The organism is Nonomuraea sp. NPDC050680, assembly GCF_040654555.1.
Taxonomy (GTDB): Bacteria; Actinomycetota; Actinomycetes; order Streptosporangiales; family Streptosporangiaceae; genus Nonomuraea.
The window spans coordinates 352467-370675 of the sequence record NZ_JBFAIF010000002.1 but is presented as its reverse complement, the minus strand read 5'-3'; the positions used below and the strand labels follow the sequence as shown (position 1 = coordinate 370675).

20 protein-coding genes and 1 riboswitch are annotated in these 18209 nt (G+C 69.5%); of the genes, 11 read left to right on the top strand and 9 right to left on the bottom strand.

Annotation, left to right across the window (positions count from 1 at the left end):
* Window positions 1-93: 93 nt before the first annotated feature.
* The 4 genes from glyA to AB0H88_RS08190 all read right to left on the bottom strand — a co-directional run bounded on the left by glyA (window position 94) and on the right by AB0H88_RS08190 (window position 3748).
* A complete protein-coding gene (glyA, locus tag AB0H88_RS08205; RefSeq protein ID WP_357642582.1) occupies window positions 94-1347 on the bottom strand; it encodes a serine hydroxymethyltransferase in 1254 nt (417 codons plus the stop codon).
* A 25-nt stretch (window positions 1348-1372) separates the two neighbouring features.
* Window positions 1373-1454, bottom strand: a riboswitch (ZMP/ZTP riboswitch).
* 113 nt (window positions 1455-1567) lie between these two features.
* On the bottom strand, window positions 1568-2503 hold the full coding sequence (locus tag AB0H88_RS08200) for a YihY/virulence factor BrkB family protein (protein WP_357642581.1): 936 nt from the start codon (window positions 2501-2503) through the stop codon (window positions 1568-1570).
* Window positions 2504-2563: 60 nt separating this feature from the next.
* On the bottom strand, window positions 2564-2938 hold the full coding sequence (locus AB0H88_RS08195; protein ID WP_357642580.1) for a YccF domain-containing protein: 375 nt from the start codon (window positions 2936-2938) through the stop codon (window positions 2564-2566).
* 33 nt (window positions 2939-2971) lie between these two features.
* Window positions 2972-3748, bottom strand: coding sequence for a TIGR03084 family metal-binding protein (locus AB0H88_RS08190; RefSeq protein WP_357643149.1), 777 nt, complete (start codon window positions 3746-3748; stop codon window positions 2972-2974).
* 242 nt (window positions 3749-3990) lie between these two features.
* On the opposite strand from AB0H88_RS08190, the gene AB0H88_RS08185 reads away from it, so the two are divergent.
* The 5 genes from AB0H88_RS08185 (at window position 3991) to AB0H88_RS08165 (ending at window position 7620) form a co-directional block, all read left to right on the top strand.
* Window positions 3991-4074: a putative leader peptide gene (locus AB0H88_RS08185; RefSeq protein WP_311132608.1), complete on the top strand. Its 84-nt coding sequence runs from the start codon at window positions 3991-3993 to the stop codon at window positions 4072-4074.
* Between the two features lie 108 nt (window positions 4075-4182).
* The gene (locus AB0H88_RS08180) at window positions 4183-5856 is read left to right on the top strand and encodes a nitrite/sulfite reductase (protein WP_357642579.1); all 1674 of its coding nucleotides are present in this window, start codon (window positions 4183-4185) and stop codon (window positions 5854-5856) included.
* The gene (locus AB0H88_RS08175) at window positions 5853-6023 is read left to right on the top strand and encodes an Insertion element protein (protein WP_357642578.1); all 171 of its coding nucleotides are present in this window, start codon (window positions 5853-5855) and stop codon (window positions 6021-6023) included. The genes AB0H88_RS08180 and AB0H88_RS08175 overlap by 4 nt, the downstream gene beginning before the upstream one ends.
* Window positions 6020-6748, top strand: a complete 729-nt coding sequence (locus AB0H88_RS08170; protein ID WP_225289346.1) for a phosphoadenylyl-sulfate reductase — start codon at window positions 6020-6022, stop codon at window positions 6746-6748. The genes AB0H88_RS08175 and AB0H88_RS08170 overlap by 4 nt, the downstream gene beginning before the upstream one ends.
* A 23-nt stretch (window positions 6749-6771) precedes the next feature.
* Window positions 6772-7620 carry a CbiX/SirB N-terminal domain-containing protein gene (locus AB0H88_RS08165; RefSeq protein WP_357642577.1) on the top strand — a complete coding sequence of 283 codons (849 nt, stop codon included), beginning with the start codon at window positions 6772-6774 and terminating at the stop codon, window positions 7618-7620.
* A gap of 10 nt (window positions 7621-7630) precedes the next feature.
* On the opposite strand, the gene AB0H88_RS08160 is transcribed toward AB0H88_RS08165, so the two are convergent.
* Window positions 7631-8191, bottom strand: a complete 561-nt coding sequence (locus tag AB0H88_RS08160; RefSeq protein WP_357642576.1) for a TetR family transcriptional regulator — start codon at window positions 8189-8191, stop codon at window positions 7631-7633.
* An 86-nt stretch (window positions 8192-8277) separates the two neighbouring features.
* Between AB0H88_RS08160 and AB0H88_RS08155 the strand changes: the two genes are divergently transcribed.
* Complete coding sequence (locus AB0H88_RS08155; RefSeq protein WP_357642575.1) at window positions 8278-8673, top strand: nuclear transport factor 2 family protein; 396 nt, start codon at window positions 8278-8280, stop codon at window positions 8671-8673.
* Window positions 8674-8743: 70 nt separating this feature from the next.
* Here the strand turns inward: AB0H88_RS08155 and AB0H88_RS08150 are convergent, their stop codons facing one another.
* Window positions 8744-9448: a DUF1707 domain-containing protein gene (locus AB0H88_RS08150; protein ID WP_357642574.1), complete on the bottom strand. Its 705-nt coding sequence runs from the start codon at window positions 9446-9448 to the stop codon at window positions 8744-8746.
* A gap of 148 nt (window positions 9449-9596) precedes the next feature.
* Here AB0H88_RS08150 and AB0H88_RS08145 point away from each other — a divergent pair, with 148 nt between their 5' ends.
* Window positions 9597-10943: an ankyrin repeat domain-containing protein gene (locus AB0H88_RS08145; RefSeq protein WP_357642573.1), complete on the top strand. Its 1347-nt coding sequence runs from the start codon at window positions 9597-9599 to the stop codon at window positions 10941-10943.
* Window positions 10944-11077: 134 nt separating this feature from the next.
* Here AB0H88_RS08145 and AB0H88_RS08140 read toward each other — a convergent pair whose 3' ends face one another.
* Together AB0H88_RS08140 and AB0H88_RS08135 are read right to left on the bottom strand one after the other, a co-directional pair.
* The gene (locus AB0H88_RS08140) at window positions 11078-11974 is read right to left on the bottom strand and encodes a maleylpyruvate isomerase family mycothiol-dependent enzyme (RefSeq protein ID WP_357643148.1); all 897 of its coding nucleotides are present in this window, start codon (window positions 11972-11974) and stop codon (window positions 11078-11080) included.
* The gene (locus AB0H88_RS08135; RefSeq protein ID WP_357642572.1) at window positions 11974-12531 is read right to left on the bottom strand and encodes a sigma-70 family RNA polymerase sigma factor; all 558 of its coding nucleotides are present in this window, start codon (window positions 12529-12531) and stop codon (window positions 11974-11976) included. Before AB0H88_RS08135 ends, AB0H88_RS08140 begins: the two co-directional genes overlap by 1 nt.
* Window positions 12532-12683: 152 nt before the next feature.
* Between AB0H88_RS08135 and AB0H88_RS08130 the strand changes: the two genes are divergently transcribed.
* Window positions 12684-13109 carry an OsmC family protein gene (locus AB0H88_RS08130; RefSeq protein ID WP_357642571.1) on the top strand — a complete coding sequence of 142 codons (426 nt, stop codon included), beginning with the start codon at window positions 12684-12686 and terminating at the stop codon, window positions 13107-13109.
* A gap of 33 nt (window positions 13110-13142) precedes the next feature.
* On the top strand, window positions 13143-15248 hold the full coding sequence (gene glgX, locus AB0H88_RS08125) for a glycogen debranching protein GlgX (RefSeq protein ID WP_357642570.1): 2106 nt from the start codon (window positions 13143-13145) through the stop codon (window positions 15246-15248).
* A 219-nt stretch (window positions 15249-15467) separates the two neighbouring features.
* Here the strand turns inward: glgX and AB0H88_RS08120 are convergent, their stop codons facing one another.
* A complete protein-coding gene (locus AB0H88_RS08120) occupies window positions 15468-15872 on the bottom strand; it encodes a hypothetical protein (RefSeq protein ID WP_357642569.1) in 405 nt (134 codons plus the stop codon).
* A gap of 283 nt (window positions 15873-16155) precedes the next feature.
* On the opposite strand from AB0H88_RS08120, the gene AB0H88_RS08115 reads away from it, so the two are divergent.
* Complete coding sequence (locus AB0H88_RS08115) at window positions 16156-16878, top strand: pyrimidine reductase family protein (protein ID WP_357642568.1); 723 nt, start codon at window positions 16156-16158, stop codon at window positions 16876-16878.
* Window positions 16875-18185, top strand: coding sequence for an ATP-dependent DNA ligase (locus AB0H88_RS08110; protein ID WP_357642567.1), 1311 nt, complete (start codon window positions 16875-16877; stop codon window positions 18183-18185). The genes AB0H88_RS08115 and AB0H88_RS08110 overlap by 4 nt, the downstream gene beginning before the upstream one ends.
* The last annotated feature ends 24 nt before the right edge of the window (window positions 18186-18209 follow it).

The window sequence follows — 18209 nt, the reverse complement described above, 5'->3', positions numbered from 1 at the left end:
GGGCGGCGGTGCCGTAACGGAAAAGGGTCTGTTAAGAGCGGCGCTGTAACGGAGAAGCGTCTGTTAAGCGGCGCCGTACCAGAAAAGCGTCTGTCAGGAGAGGCCGGGCGCCGGGAACTGCGCGGTCAGCTCGCTGACCTCGTGATGCACCCGGCTGATGACGTGCTCGGCGTCGCCCTTGGCCAGGGCGGTGACGACCTCGTCCATCCATGCGCCGATCTGCCGCATCTCGGCCGGCCCCATCCCCCGGGAGGTGACAGAGGGGGTGCCGATGCGAATGCCGCTCGGGTCGAACGGCTTGCGGGTGTCGAACGGGACCGTGTTGTAGTTGGTCTCCAGGCCCGCGCGGTCGAGCGCCTGGGCGGCCGGCTTGCCGCCGATGCCCTTGGGCGTGAGGTCGAGCAGGATGAGGTGGTTGTCGGTGCCGCCCGAGACCAGGTCGAAGCCGCGGCTCGACAGCTCCTCGGCCAGCGCCTTCGCGTTGGTCACCACCTGGTGCGCATATGCCTTGAAGTCGTCGGTGGACGCCTCGTGCAGGGCCACGGCGATGGCGGCGGTCGTGTGGTTGTGCGGGCCGCCCTGCAGGCCGGGGAAGACGGCCTTGTTGAGCGCGGTCGCGTGCTCGTCGGTGGTGGCCATGAGCATGGCACCACGCGGGCCGCGCAGCGTCTTGTGCGTGGTCGTGGAGATCACGTCGGCGTGGCCCACCGGCGACGGGTGCGCGCCGCCCGCGACGAGGCCGGCGATGTGCGCGATGTCGGCGGCGAGTACGGCGCCCACCTCGCGGGCGATGGACGCGAAGCCCTCGAAGTCGATCGTGCGGGGGATGGCCGTGCCACCGCAGAAGATCAGCTTCGGCCGGTGCTCCAGCGCCAGCGCCCTGACCTCGTCGAGGTCGATGCGGCCGGTGTCCTGGCGCACGCCGTAGCGGACCGGGTTGAACCACTTGCCGGTGGCCGAGACCGACCAGCCGTGGGTGAGGTGTCCGCCGAACGGCAGGCCCATGCCCATCACGGTGTCGCCCGGCTGCAGGAAGGCCATGTAGATGGCCAGGTTGGCGGGCGAGCCCGAGTAGGGCTGGACGTTGGCGTGGTTGACGCCGAACAGCGCCTTGGCCCGCTCGTTGGCGAGGGTCTCGACCTGGTCGATGACCTGCTGGCCCTCGTAGTAGCGCTTACCGGGGTAGCCCTCGGAGTATTTGTTGGTCAGGACGGTGCCCGTGGCCTCCAGAACGGCCTTGGACACGTAGTTCTCCGACGCGATGAGCTTGACGGTGTCGGCCTGACGGCGCTCCTCCGCCTTGATGAGCTCGGCGATCTGCGGGTCTACGCTCGTGAGAGAACTCATGACTCTCCTGTCATCGTTGACAATGTGCGAAGACCCAGGCGCACGGCCTTCTGCCCTTCCGCTCCCTGGTGGTTGGCCCCACCTAACGCGCCAGTCGCGACGTTCTAGACGATAGCGGATCGGGCAGAGGGGACCGGGCACGGATCAGGTGATCAGGCAGATGAGAGGGCCACGTTCTTGATCGTCCCGAACTGGGCGTCCGCCCGGCGGGGATCATTCCCTACTTGGTACGACTGGCACCGGGCCAGAGCCGGTCGACCTCGGCGTTCAGGATGGCGCCGATCAGCACGGCGAGCGCGGTGATGTAGAGCCAGAGCAGCAGCGCGATGGGCGCGGCCAGCGAGCCGTAGACGGACACGGGCGAGAACCACGCCGCGAGCACGGCCCGCAGCACCGCGGCACACACGATCCACAGGAACAACGCCAGGATCGCCCCCGGCAGTTCCCGGTACCACTTCGTCCGGACCGGCACGCTCACGTGGTAAAGCACGGTCAGGAAGAGCACCGAGCCGATGACCACCACCGGCCAGTACAGCAGGTCGACGAGGACGCCGTACTCCCCCGGTAGCGCGTCCTTGAGCAGCGTCGGCCCGATGACCAGCACCGGCATCACGATGATCCCGATGACCAGCCCGATCACGTAGAGCCCGAACGACATCAGCCTGGTCCTGATGATGCCGCGTTCCTCGCCGAGCCCGTAGGAGACGGAGATGAGGTCCACGTAGACGTACAGCGCCCGCGATCCCGACCACAGGGACAGCAGGAAGCCCACCGAGATGATCGACACCTTGCTCGCGTCGTCGCTGAGGACGTCGGTGATGAGCGGGTTGACCACCTTGTGCACCGCGTCGTCGGTGAACAGCAGCCCGGCCTGGTCGATCACCCAGGTCTTGACCTGCACGACAACCTGGGGCCCCAGCCAAGTGCCGAGCTTGGCCAGTACCCCGATCAGTCCCAGCACGAACGGCGGAAGGGACAGCAGCGCGAAGAAGGCCGCCTCCCCCGCCAGGCCCGTGACGCGGTAAGTGACTCCCGCGTTCGTGGTCGCGCGGACGGTCGCCCACGAATTCGTGTCGAGCACCCAGTTCAGCCTGGCACGGGCGTTGGAGGCGAGCCGCCTCCTCATCGACCGGCTAGGCGCATCGGTGGACGTCATGGCACCCAACGGTTATTAGCAGTGACTCTTCGGGACAGCTTACGTCCCCCGGGCACTGCCCTAGTCGACGTCGACGATGCGCGCACCCAGCGGGAGCAGCGAAACCGGGATGAGCTTCAGGTTCGCGATGCCCAGAGGGATGCCGATGACCGAGATGAACAAGGGGATCGAGGTGAGCACGTGCCCGATCGCCAGCCAGATGCCCGCGAAGACGAGCCAGATGACGTTGCCGATCGTGGAGAGCGCCCCCGCGTCGGGGTCGCGCACGACAGTCCGGCCGAACGGCCAGAGCGCGTACGCCGCGATCCGGAACGAGGCGATGCCGAACGGGATCGTGACGATCAGGATGCAGCAGATGATGCCGGCGATCGCGTAGCCGATGGCGAGCCAGACGCCCGCGAAGATCAGCCAGATGACGTTCAGGATGGTCCGCATGCTTACAGCATGTCACCGGGACTGCCTCTCAAATCATCGGGAATGCCCCTGGCCTTTCCCTGATCGACCCTTACCGGGTGGTCCGGCGAACGCCTGCGCGATCTCCATCCAGGCGCGGGCGGTCTCGCCGGTGATCTCCAGGTCGGTGTCGTCCCGGTGGACGCGCTGGGTGACGAGCAGGCAGAAGTCCAGCATCGGCCCGCGGACCGTGTCGGCGGCCTCCTCGGGCCCCGCCGTCCACGGCGTCCCGTCGGGCATGGTCAGCTCCACGCGCACCGGCCGCGACGGAAGGGGCAGATTCCGTACGGCGAAACCGAAGGGCATGGCCCTGAACCCGATCATCGCCACGTGCCGCAGCCTCGGGGTGGGCTCCCTGGTGACGCCGAGCGCGTCCGCCACGTCCTGGCCGTGCGCCCAGGTCTCCATCAGCCGGGCGGTGACGAAGGACGCGGCCGACATGTCGGGCCCGTACCACGGCAGCCGGTCCCGGGCCGACAGCCCGGTGAACGCCTTGATGCTGCGGGCACGCGCCGTACGGAACCATTCGAGCAGTTCGTCGGGGGCGAGCCCGCGGAACTCCGCGGCCAGGTCGTCGGTGGAGGTGAAGTGCGCCGCCGCCGCCCGGAAGACGTCGGGATCGGTCACGGCGGTGCGCGCGGCCTCGTCGAACCAGGCCAGGTGGCTCACCTGGTCGCGCACCGCCCATCCCTCGGCGGGTGTGCCGAGCTCCCAGTCTCCGGCCTCCAGGGGCCGTAACAGCTCCTCGAGTGACGCGGTCTCCGCACGCAGGTCGGCCAGCAACTCGCCCATGAGGTCCACGCGCGCCAGCCTAACCGAACAAGGTTCTACGAGGAATAATGCAAGGGTGATCTGCGAGAAGTGCAAGGAAAAGCGCCACGAGGAGTGTCGCGGCGGATCCTGGTGCGATTGCCAGCACCAGGAGGCGGAGGAGCCGGCCGAGTCGGACCTGGACTGGCCTCGTCAGGGGTGATGAACGTCCACAGTCTGGACCCACTCTTGGACATACCGGATACCTAGCGTATCTTCGAACTATGCCAGCGGACCCCATGCTTGTCGGTCGACGACACGTCGATCTTCAGCGTGTCCGCAGTGCCATCTGTTGCGACGCCCGTTAACCCACCCGTTTTCTCCGTTGCGCGCGTCGCAAATCTCCTCCTTCACCCCTGCCCTCAATGATGAGGCGGGAGGAAGCCTGCGCGCGCCCATGAACCGAAGGACGCGCAATGAGCACCCCTGCCAGCCGGCATCACAAACGCCCGCGCGGCGAAGGCCAGTGGGCTCTCGGTTACCGGGAGCCGCTGAACAAGAATGAAGAGAACAAGAAGAACGACGACGGCCTCAACGTCCGCCAGCGCATCATCGACATCTACTCCAAGCGTGGTTTCGACTCGATCGACCCCGCTGACCTGCGGGGCCGGATGCGTTGGTACGGCCTCTACACCCAGCGCAAGCCCGGGATCGACGGCGGCAAGACCGCGATCCTGGAGCCCGAGGAGCTGGACGACCGCTACTTCATGCTGCGGGTGCGCATCGATGGCGGTCAGCTGAGCATCCCGCAGTTGCGGGTCATCGCCGAGATCTCCAACGAGTACGGCCGGGGCACCGCCGACCTGACGGACCGGCAGAACGTCCAGCTCCACTGGATCGAGATCGAGTCGGTGCCCGACATCTGGGCGCGGCTCGAAGCGGTCGGGCTGTCGACCACCGAGGCGTGTGGCGACACACCGCGCGTCATCCTGGGCTGCCCGCTGGCCGGGATCGACACCGACGAGGTGCTGGACGCGACCGAGGAGATCCGCCTGCTGAACGAGCGGTTCATCGGCGACCCGGCCTACTCCAACCTGCCGCGCAAGTTCAAGTCGGCGCTGAGCGGGTGCCCGTCGCACTGCACGGTGCACGAGATCAACGACGTGGCGTTCGTGGGTGTCGAGCTGCCCGGCGGGGAGAAGGGCTACGACCTGTGGGTCGGCGGGGGGTTGTCCACCAATCCGATGTTCGCCAAGCGGCTCGGGGTGTTCGTCCGGCCTGAGCAGGTGGCGGACGTCTGGGCCGGTGTGATCGGGATATTTCGTGATTACGGCTATCGGCGGCTGCGGCACCGCGCGCGGATCAAGTTCCTGGTCAATGACTGGGGCGTGGAGAAGTTCCGGCAAGTCCTGGAGACCGAGTACCTCAAGGAGGCGCTGCCCGACGGGCCCGCGCCCCAGGCGCCCCGTGGCTCCCGCCGCGACCACGTCGGGGTCTACCCGCAGCAGGACGGCAACTTCTACGTGGGCTTCGCGCCCAAGGTGGGCCGCCTCGACGGCGACAAGCTCCACGTGATCGCCGACCTCGCCGAGCGGCACGGCTCCGGCCGCGTCCGCACCACGGTCGAGCAGAAGATGGTCATCCTCGACGTCGCGCCGGACCAGGTCGACTCCCTGGTCGCCGAGCTGGAGGCGAACGACCTCCAGGTCAACCCGTCGACGTTCCGCCGCCAGACGATGGCCTGCACCGGCATCGAGTACTGCAAGCTGGCCATCGTCGAGACCAAGGCCAGCGCCGCCAACCTCATCGACGAGCTGGAGCGGCGCCTGCCCGACTTCGCCGAGCCGCTCACCATCAACGTCAACGGCTGCCCCAACTCCTGCGCGCGCATCCAGGTCGCCGACATCGGCCTCAAGGGCCAGCTCGTCGTGGACGAGCACGGAGAGCAGGTCGAGGGCTACCAGATCCACCTGGGCGGCTCGATGGGCGTCAACCCCGGCTTCGGCAGGAAGGTACGCGGCCTCAAGACCACCGCCGCGGCCCTGCCCGACTATGTCGAGCGGGTCGTGACGCACTACGACGCCCAGAAGAAGGAAGGCGAGGCCTTCGCCGACTGGGTGCAGCGAGCGGACGAGGCGGACCTGCGATGACCACGCGAGCCGTGCCCTTCCACTGCCCCTACTGCGGCGACGAGGACCTCGAGCCCTACGAGGGCGACCCCGAGGCCGCCGACCCCGCGGCGCACGGCGGCTGGTACTGCCGGTCCTGCGCCCGCGCCTTCAAGCTGAAGTTTCTTGGAATCGGAGTGAAGATATGACACTCGTCGACATCGAGGTCGGTTTAAGAGAGCAACGCGGCGCGCTCGACCTGCAGGACATCGTCGAGTCCGCCGCGGTCTTCCTGGAGGACGCGTCCGCCCGCGAGATCATCCGGTGGGCGGCGGCGACGTTCGGCGACCGGCTGTGCCTGACCTCCTCGATGAGCGATGCCCTGCTCATCGACCTGGTCAGCCGGGTCAAGCCCGGGGTGGACGTGCTGTTCATCGACACCGGGTTCCATTTCGCCGAGACGATCGGCACCCGTGACGCGGTCCAGCAGGTCTATGACGTCAATGTGATCAACGTGCAGCCGTCGCGCACGGTGGAGGAGCAGGAACGCGAGCTCGGGCCGCGCCTGTTCGGCCGTAATCCCGACCTGTGCTGCTACCTGCGCAAGGTGGAGCCGCTCAACCGGGCGCTCGAACCGTACCTGGCGTGGATCTCGGGCATCCGCCGCGACGAGGCGAGCACCCGCGCCGACACCAAGGTCGTGGAGTGGGACGCCAAGCGGCAGATGGTCAAGGTCAACCCGATCGCCAGGTGGACCCAGGACGAGGTCGACAACTACATGGCCGACAACGGGGTGCTGATCAACCCGTTGCACTATGACAACTACCCCTCGATCGGCTGCGCCCCCTGCACCCGCCAGGTCGCGGAGGGCGAGGACCCGCGCAGCGGCCGCTGGGCGGGGCTGGGGAAGGTCGAATGCGGCATTCACCTCTAACCCCCAGCAGGTGGCCCGTCCCGTTGGCAGACGGGACGGGCCAGGACATCCCACTGGTCGCGGTGGCGCACGGGTCTCGCGATCCGCGCGCCGCCGCGACCGTGGAAGCCCTGCTCGACGAGGTACGGCTGGCCCGGCCCGGACTGCCGGTGCGCACGGCGTACCTCGACCACGCGGCCCCGTCCCTGGGGCAGGCGCTGAGCGGGCTGGACGCGGCCGTGGTGCTGCCGCTGCTGCTCACCGAGGCCTACCACAGCCGGGTGGACCTTCCCGCGGCGCTCAACGAGGCCAGGGCGCGTGACCCGCGGCTGCGCGTGCGCTACGGCGCGACGCTGGGACCGCACCCGCTGCTCCTGGCGACGCTGGAACGCCGGCTGGCGGAGGCGGGAGTGGTGATCGGAGATCCGGATACGGCGGTCGTGCTGGTGTCGGCCGGGTCCAGCGATCCGCGGGCCAACGGCGTGGTCGCGCGGATGGCCCGCGACTGGGGGCGGCCGACGTTCTCAGGGGCGGCCTCGAGCTTCAGCACCGGCTCGAGCTTCAGCGGTGGCTCGGGCGTGGAAGGGCAAGGCGGTGGCTCGGGCGTGGAAGGGCGAGGGTGGTGGGCGGTGACGGCGGCTTACGCGTCGGCGGCCGAGCCGACGCCCGCGCGGGCGGTGGCGCTGCTCCGCGAGGCGGGCGCGCCCCGGGTGGCCGTCGCGCCGTATCTGCTGGCGCCCGGCTATTTCGCCGACAAGGTACGGCGGACCACCCTCGAGGCGGGCGCCGACGTGGTCGCCGACGTGCTCGGCCCGGCTCCCGAACTGGCCGAGGTCCTCCTGGAACGCTACGCCACCGCCGCCCACGCCCCAGCGGGTGCGGCGGCCTCGTAGACGTACGAAGCTAGGGCGACTCGCCCGCCAAGCTCTCGAAGCATGGCCGCAGCAGGGCGATGATGTCGTCGGCGGGCGCGTCCGCCAGGGAGCTCAGCTTGAGCAGGTAGCGATCGAGCACCACCCCGTTGATGATCGCGCTGATCAGCCCGGCCCGCAGCTCGGCATCGGCGGCCGGGATGGCCGCCCCCATCCGGTCGAGCCAGGCCGACGCCGCCACCCGGAACTCCCCCGACGCCTCCGCGTGCGTGAGCATGGAACGCAGCACGACGAGCGACGCGACCGGTTCGTCGTCGAGTCGCCGGCGCAGCGAGGTGAGCAGGGCCTCCGCCGGATGTCCCACCGGCAGCTCCTCCTCCGGCAGCATGGCCGAGCGCGAGAACAACTCCTCCTTGCTGCCGAAGTAGTGCATCACCAGCCCCGCGTTGACCCCGGCGGTGGACGCCACCCCTCGGATCGTCGTGCGCTCGTAGCCGAGCTCGGCGAAGGTGGCGCGGGCGGCGGCGAGGATCCGGGCCTCGGTTTCACGGCGCTGTTCGGCTCGGGTACGGCGCGGCTTCTCGTCGGACACCGATTCATTGTACGGGCGTTGACTGAAACCCAGACTTCGCTATACGGTCGTTCAATGAACACGCGTTCAACGAAAGAGGGATAACTGTGAACGTGCGCGAGGTGGCTGAGCGGGTGCTGGAGACGAGCCTGTCGGCGGACGTGGAGCGGTTCGTGGAGTTGATGGCCCCCGATGGCGTCATCGAGTGGCCGTACCGTCCCGATGGCGTCCCGGAGACCCTCAACGGGCGGGACGAGATCCGGGCGTTCATGGCCACGGGTGGGCGGCTGATCAAGTTCGAGAGGCACGTCGATGTGGTGATCCACGAGACGGCCGATCCCGAGGTGGTCATCGTCGAGTACACCGTCCATGGTCACGTCAGGGCCACCGGGGCGCCGTTCACGCAGCGGGTCATCGCCGTGATCCGGGTGCGTGACGGACTCATCGTGCACTATCGCGACTACATCAACCCGCTGCCGTTGATGGCGGCGATGGGTTCATGAGCGCGTCAGTAGCCCCGGCGCACGACGTACTGCTGCCGGGCACCTGACGCGCTGCCGAGCACCTGACGCCTCAGTAGCCCCGGCGCAGGTCGCGGCGCAGGTCGCGGTGGTCGTCGCGGAGTTGCCTGCGCATGCTGCGCCACTCGTCTCCGTGCAGCTTGCGCCACTGCTCGCGCCACGCCGCCAGGCCGCGCTGCAGCGGCTGCGCCTGGGAGTCGCCGATCACCTTCACATCGCCCATGACCGCGTACGCGTGCACCCGGATGACCGGTGCGTTGGTGCCCGGCGCCGCCTCCAGGACGTCGACCCGCTTGTCGCCCATGATGGCCATGCCGTCGAGGTCCACGTTGACGCCGTCGGGGACGATGATCTTCACGTCGCCCATCACCGAGACGGCCATGATGTCGACCAGGTTCGTACGGACCTCGGCCTCACGCAGGTCGAGCAGCACGTCGCCCATCACGGCGACCGCGCCCAGCTCCTGGTCGATCCGCCAGGTGCCGCGCCGCTTGGAGTCGCCCATGACGCCGACGAACCAGCGCCGCTTGCGCGTGGGCCCCTCCTGATGGACCGGCGGCACGGGCGCGGCGCCCGAGGCGGGCAGGTCCTGGACGAGCAGGGCCAGCTCGGCGTGCGTGGAAGCGGTGTAGGCGGCCTCCGTGCGGTCGGTCAGCTCGACGAGCGTCAGCCGCCCGTCGACCGAGGCGACGCGGAGTTGCTCCACGACGGCTTCACGTTCGGCGTCCGAGGCCCTAACCTCGCCAGGGTCAGTCATACTCGCAACATATCGCGTTTCGGGACGATCGGGATCCTCCCGGAGAAGGAACAGTCATACTCCGAACTGCTCATCCATACTTCGAACTGCTCATCGCGCTCCCGAGGGGCTGACACGGCCGGAGCCCGATCCAAGCTAGGGTCCAGTCATGCATGAGGAACAGCTCTACCGGGCCGCGTTGAACGGCGAGTCGGAGAAGGTGAGCGAGCTGCTCGCCGGTGGCACCGACCCCAACCAGGTCAGCGCGGGCGAGGAAGAAGGGTTGCCGCTCTGCGCGGCGGCCGCCTGGGACCGAGCCGAGGTCGCGGGCCTGCTGCTGGCCGCCGGGGCCGACGTGAACGGCCGGGAGAGCGGCGGCTGGACCGCGCTGCTCTGGGCCGCGGCCAAGGGGCACGCCGAGACGGCCGAGTTGCTCGTCGAGGCGGGGGCCGAGATCGACGCCGCCAACGACGTCGGCGACACCCCGCTCTCGCTGGCGGCCAGGCGCGGCGCCCTGGGCGTCGTACGGCTGCTGCTGGACAGCGGAGCCGACGCCGCCAAGTACGACGGAGACGGCGACAGCCCGCTCGAGATCGCCGTCGACTGGGTGGGGGTGCATTTGGAGAGCGCGCTGCTCGACCAGATCGGCCAGGACGACTGGGAGTACGTCGTGGCGCGCCAGTTCGCCAAGGACGGCACCGAGCTCGTCACCGTGGCCGGGCGCTCCCCCGACGGCGAGCAGACCGAGCAGGTGCAGGCGCAGCGCGGGCACGCCGCCATCGCGACGCTGCTGGAGGACGTCACCGGCGTCCACACGCCGGCCGACCAGCTCGTGGCGCGGGCCCTGGCGCACCGCGACACCGACGAGGACGCCGAGACGTGGTGGATCGTCGCCGACTCGCTGGGCAAGCGGGCCGACGATGAGACGTACGAGGTGCTGGCCGGGCTGTGCGTGAGCGAGGACGCCAGGGAGCGGGAGTTCGGAGTCGACGCGATCGCCCAGTTCGGGTTCGCCGACGACGAAAAGCCGTACCTTGAGCAGACGCTGCCGCTGCTGCAGAAGATGGCCACCACCGAGGGCAACCCACAGGTCCTCCGCTCGGTGCTGGCCGCGCTCGGCCATCAGGGCGACCCCCGGGCGCTGCCGCAGGTGCTCGACATCATCGGCCGGCCGGATCACCGGCGCACCATGACCGACGCGATCGCGCTGGCCGACGTGCTGCCGCCGGACCACGAGGAGGGGCTGGAGCTGCTGATCGGCATGACGCGGGACGACGAGGCGGAGGTCCGCGACTGGGCCACGGCCGGGCTTGCCTCGCTCAAGGCCGACACGCCGCAGATCCGCGAGGCACTCGCCGACCGCCTCGACGACGCCGACTTCCGTACGGTGGCGGAGGCCACGCGCGGGCTCGCCGAGCGGGGTGACTCGCGGGCCGAGCAGGGCGCCAAGCGCGTGCTGGCGGAGAGCGACGACGAATACGCCAGGGACCTGGTGACACAGACCCAGCCGCAGTAGGGACGTGACACGGACCCGGCCCTGACGCCGCGGATCCTAGGGACCGTGGTGACACGGACCCGGCCCTGACGCCGCGGATCCTAGAGACGGTGGTGACACGGACCCGGCCCTGACCGCCTGCGGAGAAGCGGGCGTCAGGGGCCCGAAAGGGCCGGGGCCGTGTTGAGGACGTCGTGGGCGAGGGCGAGGTCGCCTTCGAGGTCGGCGGGGAACGACCGCGGGTCGCCCCGCCCGCCCAGCAGGAAGCAGAACCCCACCACGTCCGCCGTGATGTGCGCGTCCGGGGCGCCGCCACCGTCGGCGCCGTCCGCCACGCCCAGCGGAACGTGCCACTCCCCTCCCCCTGGCCCCGTCAGCGTGAGCAGGAGCGTGCGCCCGCTGCCGTCCAGGCCGGACAGGAGCATCGTCCACGGCAGCAGCCGCGCGCACAGGTCGGCCGTCGGGTGGATGTGCTCGGGGATCGGGTCGGGGAGCCGGCGGCCGCCGGTGCGGGCGGCGTCGTCGGTGTGCACCCACGTCTCCAGGCACCGGGCCAGCACGTGGTCGGACACCGGCGCGTCAAGGCCGTCGAGGTTCGCGGCGGTGCCGGGGTCGAGGTCGGCCAGGTGCCGGCAGAGGGCGTCGGCCTGGGCGCGCCAGTCGCGCCTGGTCTGTTCGGGGCTGCGGGCCCGCTCGTAGTTCTGGACGTCGGCGGTACGGCCGAGCGAGTCGCTCGCGCCGATGGCCGGGCCCAGTACGGGGGCGCCGACCGAGGCCGCCAGCAGGCCGTCCTTGGCGGCGAGGTGGGCGACGAGTTCCTGGAGCGTCCAGCCCTCGACGATGACCCGTGACCAGTCGTCCTCCACGGCGGAGGCGAGCAGCGCGTCCATGGCGGCGACGCGCCCCGCGTACGGCCGCGCCCAGGGGGCGGTGGGCGCGGCGGGCCGGCGCCGGGCCCTGGCTCCGGCCAGGAGCTGGGGCCGCAGGGAGCGTTCCGGTACGGCCGGGTCCTCCATCAGCGCGTCCAGGTAGAGACGCTCGACGGGCTCCATCACACCTCTTCCTCTGCCAGCGCGTCTGCCAGGCGGCGTAGCGCCAGCCGGATCCGCGACTTGGCCGTGCCCTCGGGCACGCCCAGCTCCTCGCCCACCTGGCGGTATGTCCGCCCACCGTAGTAGGCCAGTTCGACCGCTTCCCGCAGGCCGTCGGGTAACGCCGTCACCGCCTGCCGTACCCGCTTGGCCTCGTCGGCCGCGAGCACGTTGTCCTCCAGCCTGGCGGGCTCGGGCTCATACAGGCGGGGGCCCAGCGCGGAGACGCGCCTGCGCTCCTCGGCCCGTACGTGGTCGACCGCGCGGCGGTGGGCGATCGTGGCGAGCCACGCGCGCAGGGTGCCACGATCTGGGTCGTAGGCCAGCGGCCGTTCCCAGAAGACCAGGAACACCTCCTGCGTGATGTCCTCGGCGATCACCCGGTCCCTGGTGGCACGCAGGGCGAGACCGAAGATCAGCGAGGAGAGCCGATCGTAGACCTCCCCGAGCGCGGCCTCGTCGCCGCCGACCACCCGCTGGTGCAGCAGGCGGTCGTCGTACGGTGCCTCCACTGGCACCACACTCCCGTGATCCGGACCAAGGCGGCGGGTGCGCCGCGACCCGAGCATGTCATTATTCGCCGCAAATGCGCACACGGATGACCGAGCCGCAGAACTTTGTCGGGCTCGCGATAGGGTCGGAATTCCTACGACCAGAGGGAGCAACCACTATGGCCACCACTCGCACCGCCACCACTCAGTGGAAGGGCGCGCTGCTCGACGGGTCGGGCACGGTGTCGCTGGACACCTCGGGTGTCGGTACGTTCGAGGTTTCCTGGGCGTCCAGGGCCGAGGCCGCCAACGGCAAGACCTCGCCCGAGGAGCTCATCGCGGCCGCTCACTCCTCCTGCTTCTCCATGGCGCTCTCGCACGGCCTGGCCGGCGCCGGCACGCCGCCGGAGTCGCTGCAGACCAGCGCGGACGTGACGTTCCAGCCCGGTGAGGGCATCACGGGGATCGTCCTCACCGTGAAGGGGCAGGTGCCCGGGATCACGGCCGAGCAGTTCCAGGAGGCGGCGGAAACCGCGAAGGCGAATTGCCCGGTGAGTAAGGCGTTGACGGGCACGACGATCAGCCTCAACGCCGAACTCCTCTAACGGGACTGCGATCGCGTGCGACAATTGGGTCACATGCGCGAGGTCTGGCCGGGCGAGCCCTATCCACTTGGCGGCACCTGGGACGGCGTGGGCACCAGCTTCTCACTGTTCTCCGAGGTGGCCGAGCGAGTTGAGCTATGCCTCTTTCACGATGACGGCTCCGAAGAACGCGTGGATCTGCCGGAAGTCGATGGATTCGTCTGGCACGGTTACCTGCCGGGCATCGCGCCGGGACAGCGCTATGGCTACCGCGTGCACGGCCCGTACGAGCCGTCGCACGGGGACCGGTGCAACCCGGCCAAGCTCCTCCTCGATCCCTACGCCAAGGCGATCGACGGTGATCTGACGTGGAACGAATCGCTGTTCCCGTATCACTTCACCGACCCGACGCGGCTCAACTCCGCCGACAGCGCGCCCTTCATGCCGAAGAACGTGGTCGTCAACCCGTTCTTCGAGTGGGGAAACGACCGGCCACCGCGCACTCCGTACCACGAGAGCGTGATCTACGAGGCGCACGTGCGCGGGCTCACCATGCGCCACCCGGCGGTGCCCGAGGAGCAGCGCGGCACGTACGCGGGCGTGGGGCACCCGGCGATCATCGACCACCTGCTCTCGCTCGGGGTGACGGCGGTCGAGCTGATGCCGGTGCACCACTACGTGCCCGAGCACTTCCTGGTGGCGCGGGGGCTGACCAACTACTGGGGCTACAACACGATGGCCTACCTGGCCCCCCACGGCCGCTACAGCAGTTCGGGCACGCGCGGCGAGCAGGTGCTGGAGTTCAAGGCCATGGTGCGAGCGCTGCACGAGGCGGGCATCGAGGTCATCCTGGACGTGGTCTACAACCACACGGCCGAGGGCGACCACATGGGGCCCACGCTGGGGTTCAGGGGCATCGACAACTCGGCCTACTACCGGCTGCACGACGGTGACCGGCGCTACTACCTCGACTACACCGGCTGCGGCAACTCACTGAACGTCCGCTCGCCGCACGCGCTCCAGCTCATCATGGACTCCCTGCGTTACTGGGTGCTGGAGATGCACGTCGACGGGTTCCGGTTCGACCTGGCGGCGGCGCTGGCGCGGGAACTGCACGACGTCGACCGGCTGAGCGCCTTCTTCGATCTGATCCAGCAGGATCCGGTCATCTCGCAGGTGAAGCTGATCGCGGAGCCGTGGGACGTCGGCCCCGGCGGCTACCAAGTCGGAAATTTCCCGCCATTGTGGACAGAGTGGAACGGGAAATACCGCGACATAGTGCGGGATTTCTGGCGTGGCACCCACTCGGCGCTGCCCGAGTTCGCCTCCCGCCTGACCGGGTCCGCCGACCTCTACGCCACCTCAGGCCGCCGGCCCGTCGCCTCCATCAACTTCGTGACCTGCCACGACGGCTTCACCCTCACGGACCTGGTGTCGTACGACCGCAAGCACAACGAGGCCAACAGCGAGGACAACCGCGACGGCACCGACGACAACCGCTCCTGGAACTGCGGCGCCGAGGGGCCCGTCGAGGACCCGGAGATCGTCCGGCTCCGCCACCGCCAGCGCCGCAACTTCCTGACGACGCTGTTCCTGTCGCAGGGGGTGCCGATGCTCTCCCACGGCGACGAACTCGGCCGCACGCAGCGGGGCAACAACAACGGCTACTGCCAGGACAACGAGCTCGCCTGGATCGACTGGTCGCAGGTCCACACCGAGTCCGACCTGCTGGATTTCGTCTGCAAGCTGTCGCGGCTGCGGCGCGAGCACCCGGTCTTCCAGCGCCGCCGTTTCTTCCACGGCCGCCACCCGGACGACGGCAAGCGCGACCTGGTGTGGATCACGCCGGGCGGCACGGAGATGACGGCCGGAGACTGGCACATCGGCTACGCCAAGTCGCTGATGGTCTACCTCAACGGCGAGGCGATCACGGAGCCGGGGACGCGCGGTGAGCGGATCGTGGACGACTCGTTCCTGTTGCTGATCAACGCCCACCATGAGGACATGACGTTCACGCTGCCGGGCGCGGAATTCGGCGACCACTGGCTGCCGATCCTGGACACCGACGACAAGGGGGTCTGCGACGGCGAATACGCCCCCTCCTCCCAGGTGACAGTGACCTCCCGCAGCATGCAAGTCCTCCAGCGTCCGCTTTCATAGGAGCAGTTTTAACGGCAGGCACGGTCTTTTTAGAAGCCTTCTTTACGGCAGGCACGGCGAGCCCCACCCGCCATACGGGGTCGGCGTCTGTCCAGGGGGACGCTCCTGCAGTGGAGGCGGCCGGGCGCCGTGACGAGACGGTGAGACCGGGCCTTCCCAACGCGCCTCATGCCGCCCGTAGAGGTCCTGTCGCGGCCGTAGAGGGCTCATCACGGGCCCTCAGAGCAGGCCCGCGACGCTTGAGGTGAGGATGACCAGGACGAATGTGGCCACGCCCGCCACACCGTGCAGGAGTACCGCGAGGAGTGGGAAGCGTCGCTCCGCGCCCCGTGCGTGGCGGCCGGCGCCCAGCCAGCGGGTGAACATCACGAAGCCCAGCAGGGCCGCCGCCGCCAGGACCAAGAACGCCGTCCACGCCAGCGTGCGGTTGCCCGTGAGCAGGAAGGCCACCCAGCAGGCCAGCGCGACCACCCCCAGCACCGGATGGGAGAAGATCAGCGTCACCGGAAAGCGCGTGACCTTCGTCGCCTGTTGCCGCAGCCCACCCCCCGACAACCACAGATAGAGCAGGTAGATCCCCACAAGCGCGGTGAACAGCCATGTCACAGCGGTGATCAACCCCACTGGGCCCTCCCTCAAGTGCCCCGATTCCCCTGCTGCCACGTTATGCGCGTCACGCTGCGTACGTCCCTAGATACGCCAAAGTGCTATCTCTGAGCCCAGTCCGGGCGGTCAATCGCCCGGCCTGGACCTATCAGCGCCGCCGTCGATCACCTGGCTTGGACCCACCAGCGCCGCCATCGATCGCCCGGCCTGGACCCACCAGCGCCGCCCGGCCTGGGCCGCAGCGCCGTTGTCGAGGGTCCTCCGTCGGCTCGTTGTCGGAGGCGTGTGCCAAGGTAGAGGAGTGCGTCGCATCCATCCCGACATTCAGGACGATCCAGATATTCAGCAGGCCTATGCCTATCCGGCGGACCGGCCGTGGCTGCGCCTCAACATGGTCGCCAGCGCCGACGGGGCCGCCTGGCTGAAGGGCCTGTCAGGTGGGCTGTCCAGCCAGGGCGACCGGCGGATCTTCCGGATCCTGCGCGGCCTGGCCGACGTGGTCATGGCGGGCGCCGCGACCGTGCGTACCGAGGGATACGGCGCGGTCAAGCCACGTGACTCCTGGAAGGAGTTGCGGAGAGACCGACCGCCGGCTCCGCCCCTCGCGGTGGTCACCCGCCGGCTCGACCTCGATCTGGGCAGTCCGCTGTTCACCGAGGCCGTGAGCCGGACGATCGTCATCACCTGCGAGGCCGCGCCCGCCGAGCTCCGCGCCGAGGCCGCCCGGGTGGCCGACGTCGTCGTGGCGGGCGGCGACCGGGTCGACATGTCGGTGGCCGTGCGTGAGCTGCACGAGCGCGGCCTGACGCGGATCCTGTGCGAGGGCGGCCCCCGGCTCAACGGCCAGCTCGCGGCGGCCGACCTGATCGACGAGCTCTGCCTGTCGATCAGCCCGCTGCTGGTCGGGGGCGGGGCGGCGCGCGTTCTCAACGGCGAGGCGGCACAGGTCGAGCTGCGGCTCAGCCAGGTGCTGGAGGAGGAGGGGGTCCTCTTCTGCAAGTACACGAGGGAGTCGACGACATGACCGAACCCACCCAGCCGCCCGCCAAGGCGCCGGTCGACCCGCCGGGCGAAGCACCGGGCGAGGCGCCGACCCAACCGCCCGTCGGAGCACCGGGCAAGGCGCCGGCCCAACCGCCCGTCGGAGCACCGGGCGAGGCGCCGGCCCAACCGCCGGGCGAGGCACCGGCCAAGGCACCGGTCGCCGAAGTGCCGGAACCGGAGCCGGTGCCCAATCTGCCGGTCCGGCCGCCGGTGGCGCCGATGCTGGCCAAGCCGGTCAAGAAGATGCCCCAGCAGGACGGCACGTTGTTCTACGAGCCGAAGTGGGACGGGTTCCGGTGCATCGTGTTCCGCGACGGTGACGAGGTCTACCTGGGCAGCCGCAACGAACGGCCGTTCACCCGCTACTTTCCCGAGCTGGTCGAGGCGGTCAGAGCGGAGCTGCCGGACAGGTGCGTGGTCGACGGCGAGATCGTGCTGCCACAGGGGTCGCAGCTCGACTTCGACGCGCTGCAGCAGCGCATCCATCCGGCGAAGTCGCGGGTCACGATGCTGTCGGAGCGCACTCCCGCGTCGTTCGTCGCCTTCGACCTGCTGGCGCTGGGCGACGAGTCGCTGATGGAGGCGCCGTTCAGTGAGCGGCGGGCGCGGCTGGAGCAGATCTTCCCGGAGAAGGGCAGGTCCATCCGGCTGACCCCGGTCACGACCAACACCGAGCAGGCGGGCGAGTGGTTCGAGATGTTCGAGGGGGCGGGGCTCGACGGCATCATCGTCAAGCCCGGCGACCAGCCGTACATCCCCGACAAGCGCACGATGTTCAAGGTCAAGCATGAGCGCACCGCCGACGTGGTGGTGGCCGGTTATCGCGAGCACAAGACCGGGCCGATCGTGGGCTCGATCCTGCTCGGCCTCTACGGCGACGATGGCAGGCTGCATCACGTGGGCGTGGCGGCGTCGTTCCCGATGGCGCGCCGGGCCGAGCTGGTCGAGGAGCTCAAGCCGTACATCGCCGAGCTGGGCGAGCATCCCTGGGGCCACTGGGCCGAGCAGGCGGCGGCCACCGTCGGGCAGCCGACGGCCGGGCCGGCCACCGGCGGACAGCGGGTGCCCGGCGCGGTGTCGCGCTGGAACGCCAAGAAGGACCTGTCGTTCATCCCGCTCCGGCCGGAGCTGGTGATCGAGGTGGCCTACGACCAGATGGAGGGCGACCGGTTCCGGCACACCGCGCAGTGGCGGCGGTGGCGGCCGGACCGCACGCCGGAATCGTGTACGTACGAGCAGTTGGAGAGGCCGGTCTCGTACAACCTTGACGATATCCTTGCCCGATAGCCCATTATCCCGTTATATCTCGAC

Bases quoted from the DNA above. Each gene is read 5' to 3' on its own strand.
- glgX (WP_357642570.1), top strand. From the start codon at position 13,143: ATGCGCGAGGTCTGGCCGGGCGAGCCCTATCCACTTGGCGGCACCTGG.
- AB0H88_RS08130 (WP_357642571.1), top strand. From the start codon at position 12,684: ATGGCCACCACTCGCACCGCCACCACTCAGTGGAAGGGCGCGCTGCTC.
- AB0H88_RS08190 (WP_357643149.1), bottom strand. From the start codon at position 3,748: ATGGGCGAGTTGCTGGCCGACCTGCGTGCGGAGACCGCGTCACTCGAG.
- AB0H88_RS08175 (WP_357642578.1), top strand. From the start codon at position 5,853: ATGACCACGCGAGCCGTGCCCTTCCACTGCCCCTACTGCGGCGACGAG.
- AB0H88_RS08110 (WP_357642567.1), top strand. From the start codon at position 16,875: ATGACCGAACCCACCCAGCCGCCCGCCAAGGCGCCGGTCGACCCGCCG.
- AB0H88_RS08195 (WP_357642580.1), bottom strand. From the start codon at position 2,938: ATGCGGACCATCCTGAACGTCATCTGGCTGATCTTCGCGGGCGTCTGG.
- AB0H88_RS08145 (WP_357642573.1), top strand. From the start codon at position 9,597: ATGCATGAGGAACAGCTCTACCGGGCCGCGTTGAACGGCGAGTCGGAG.
- AB0H88_RS08180 (WP_357642579.1), top strand. From the start codon at position 4,183: ATGAGCACCCCTGCCAGCCGGCATCACAAACGCCCGCGCGGCGAAGGC.
- AB0H88_RS08200 (WP_357642581.1), bottom strand. From the start codon at position 2,503: ATGACGTCCACCGATGCGCCTAGCCGGTCGATGAGGAGGCGGCTCGCC.
- AB0H88_RS08170 (WP_225289346.1), top strand. From the start codon at position 6,020: ATGACACTCGTCGACATCGAGGTCGGTTTAAGAGAGCAACGCGGCGCG.
- AB0H88_RS08140 (WP_357643148.1), bottom strand. From the start codon at position 11,974: ATGGAGCCCGTCGAGCGTCTCTACCTGGACGCGCTGATGGAGGACCCG.
- AB0H88_RS08150 (WP_357642574.1), bottom strand. From the start codon at position 9,448: ATGACTGACCCTGGCGAGGTTAGGGCCTCGGACGCCGAACGTGAAGCC.
- AB0H88_RS08185 (WP_311132608.1), top strand. From the start codon at position 3,991: ATGCCAGCGGACCCCATGCTTGTCGGTCGACGACACGTCGATCTTCAG.
- glyA (WP_357642582.1), bottom strand. From the start codon at position 1,347: ATGAGTTCTCTCACGAGCGTAGACCCGCAGATCGCCGAGCTCATCAAG.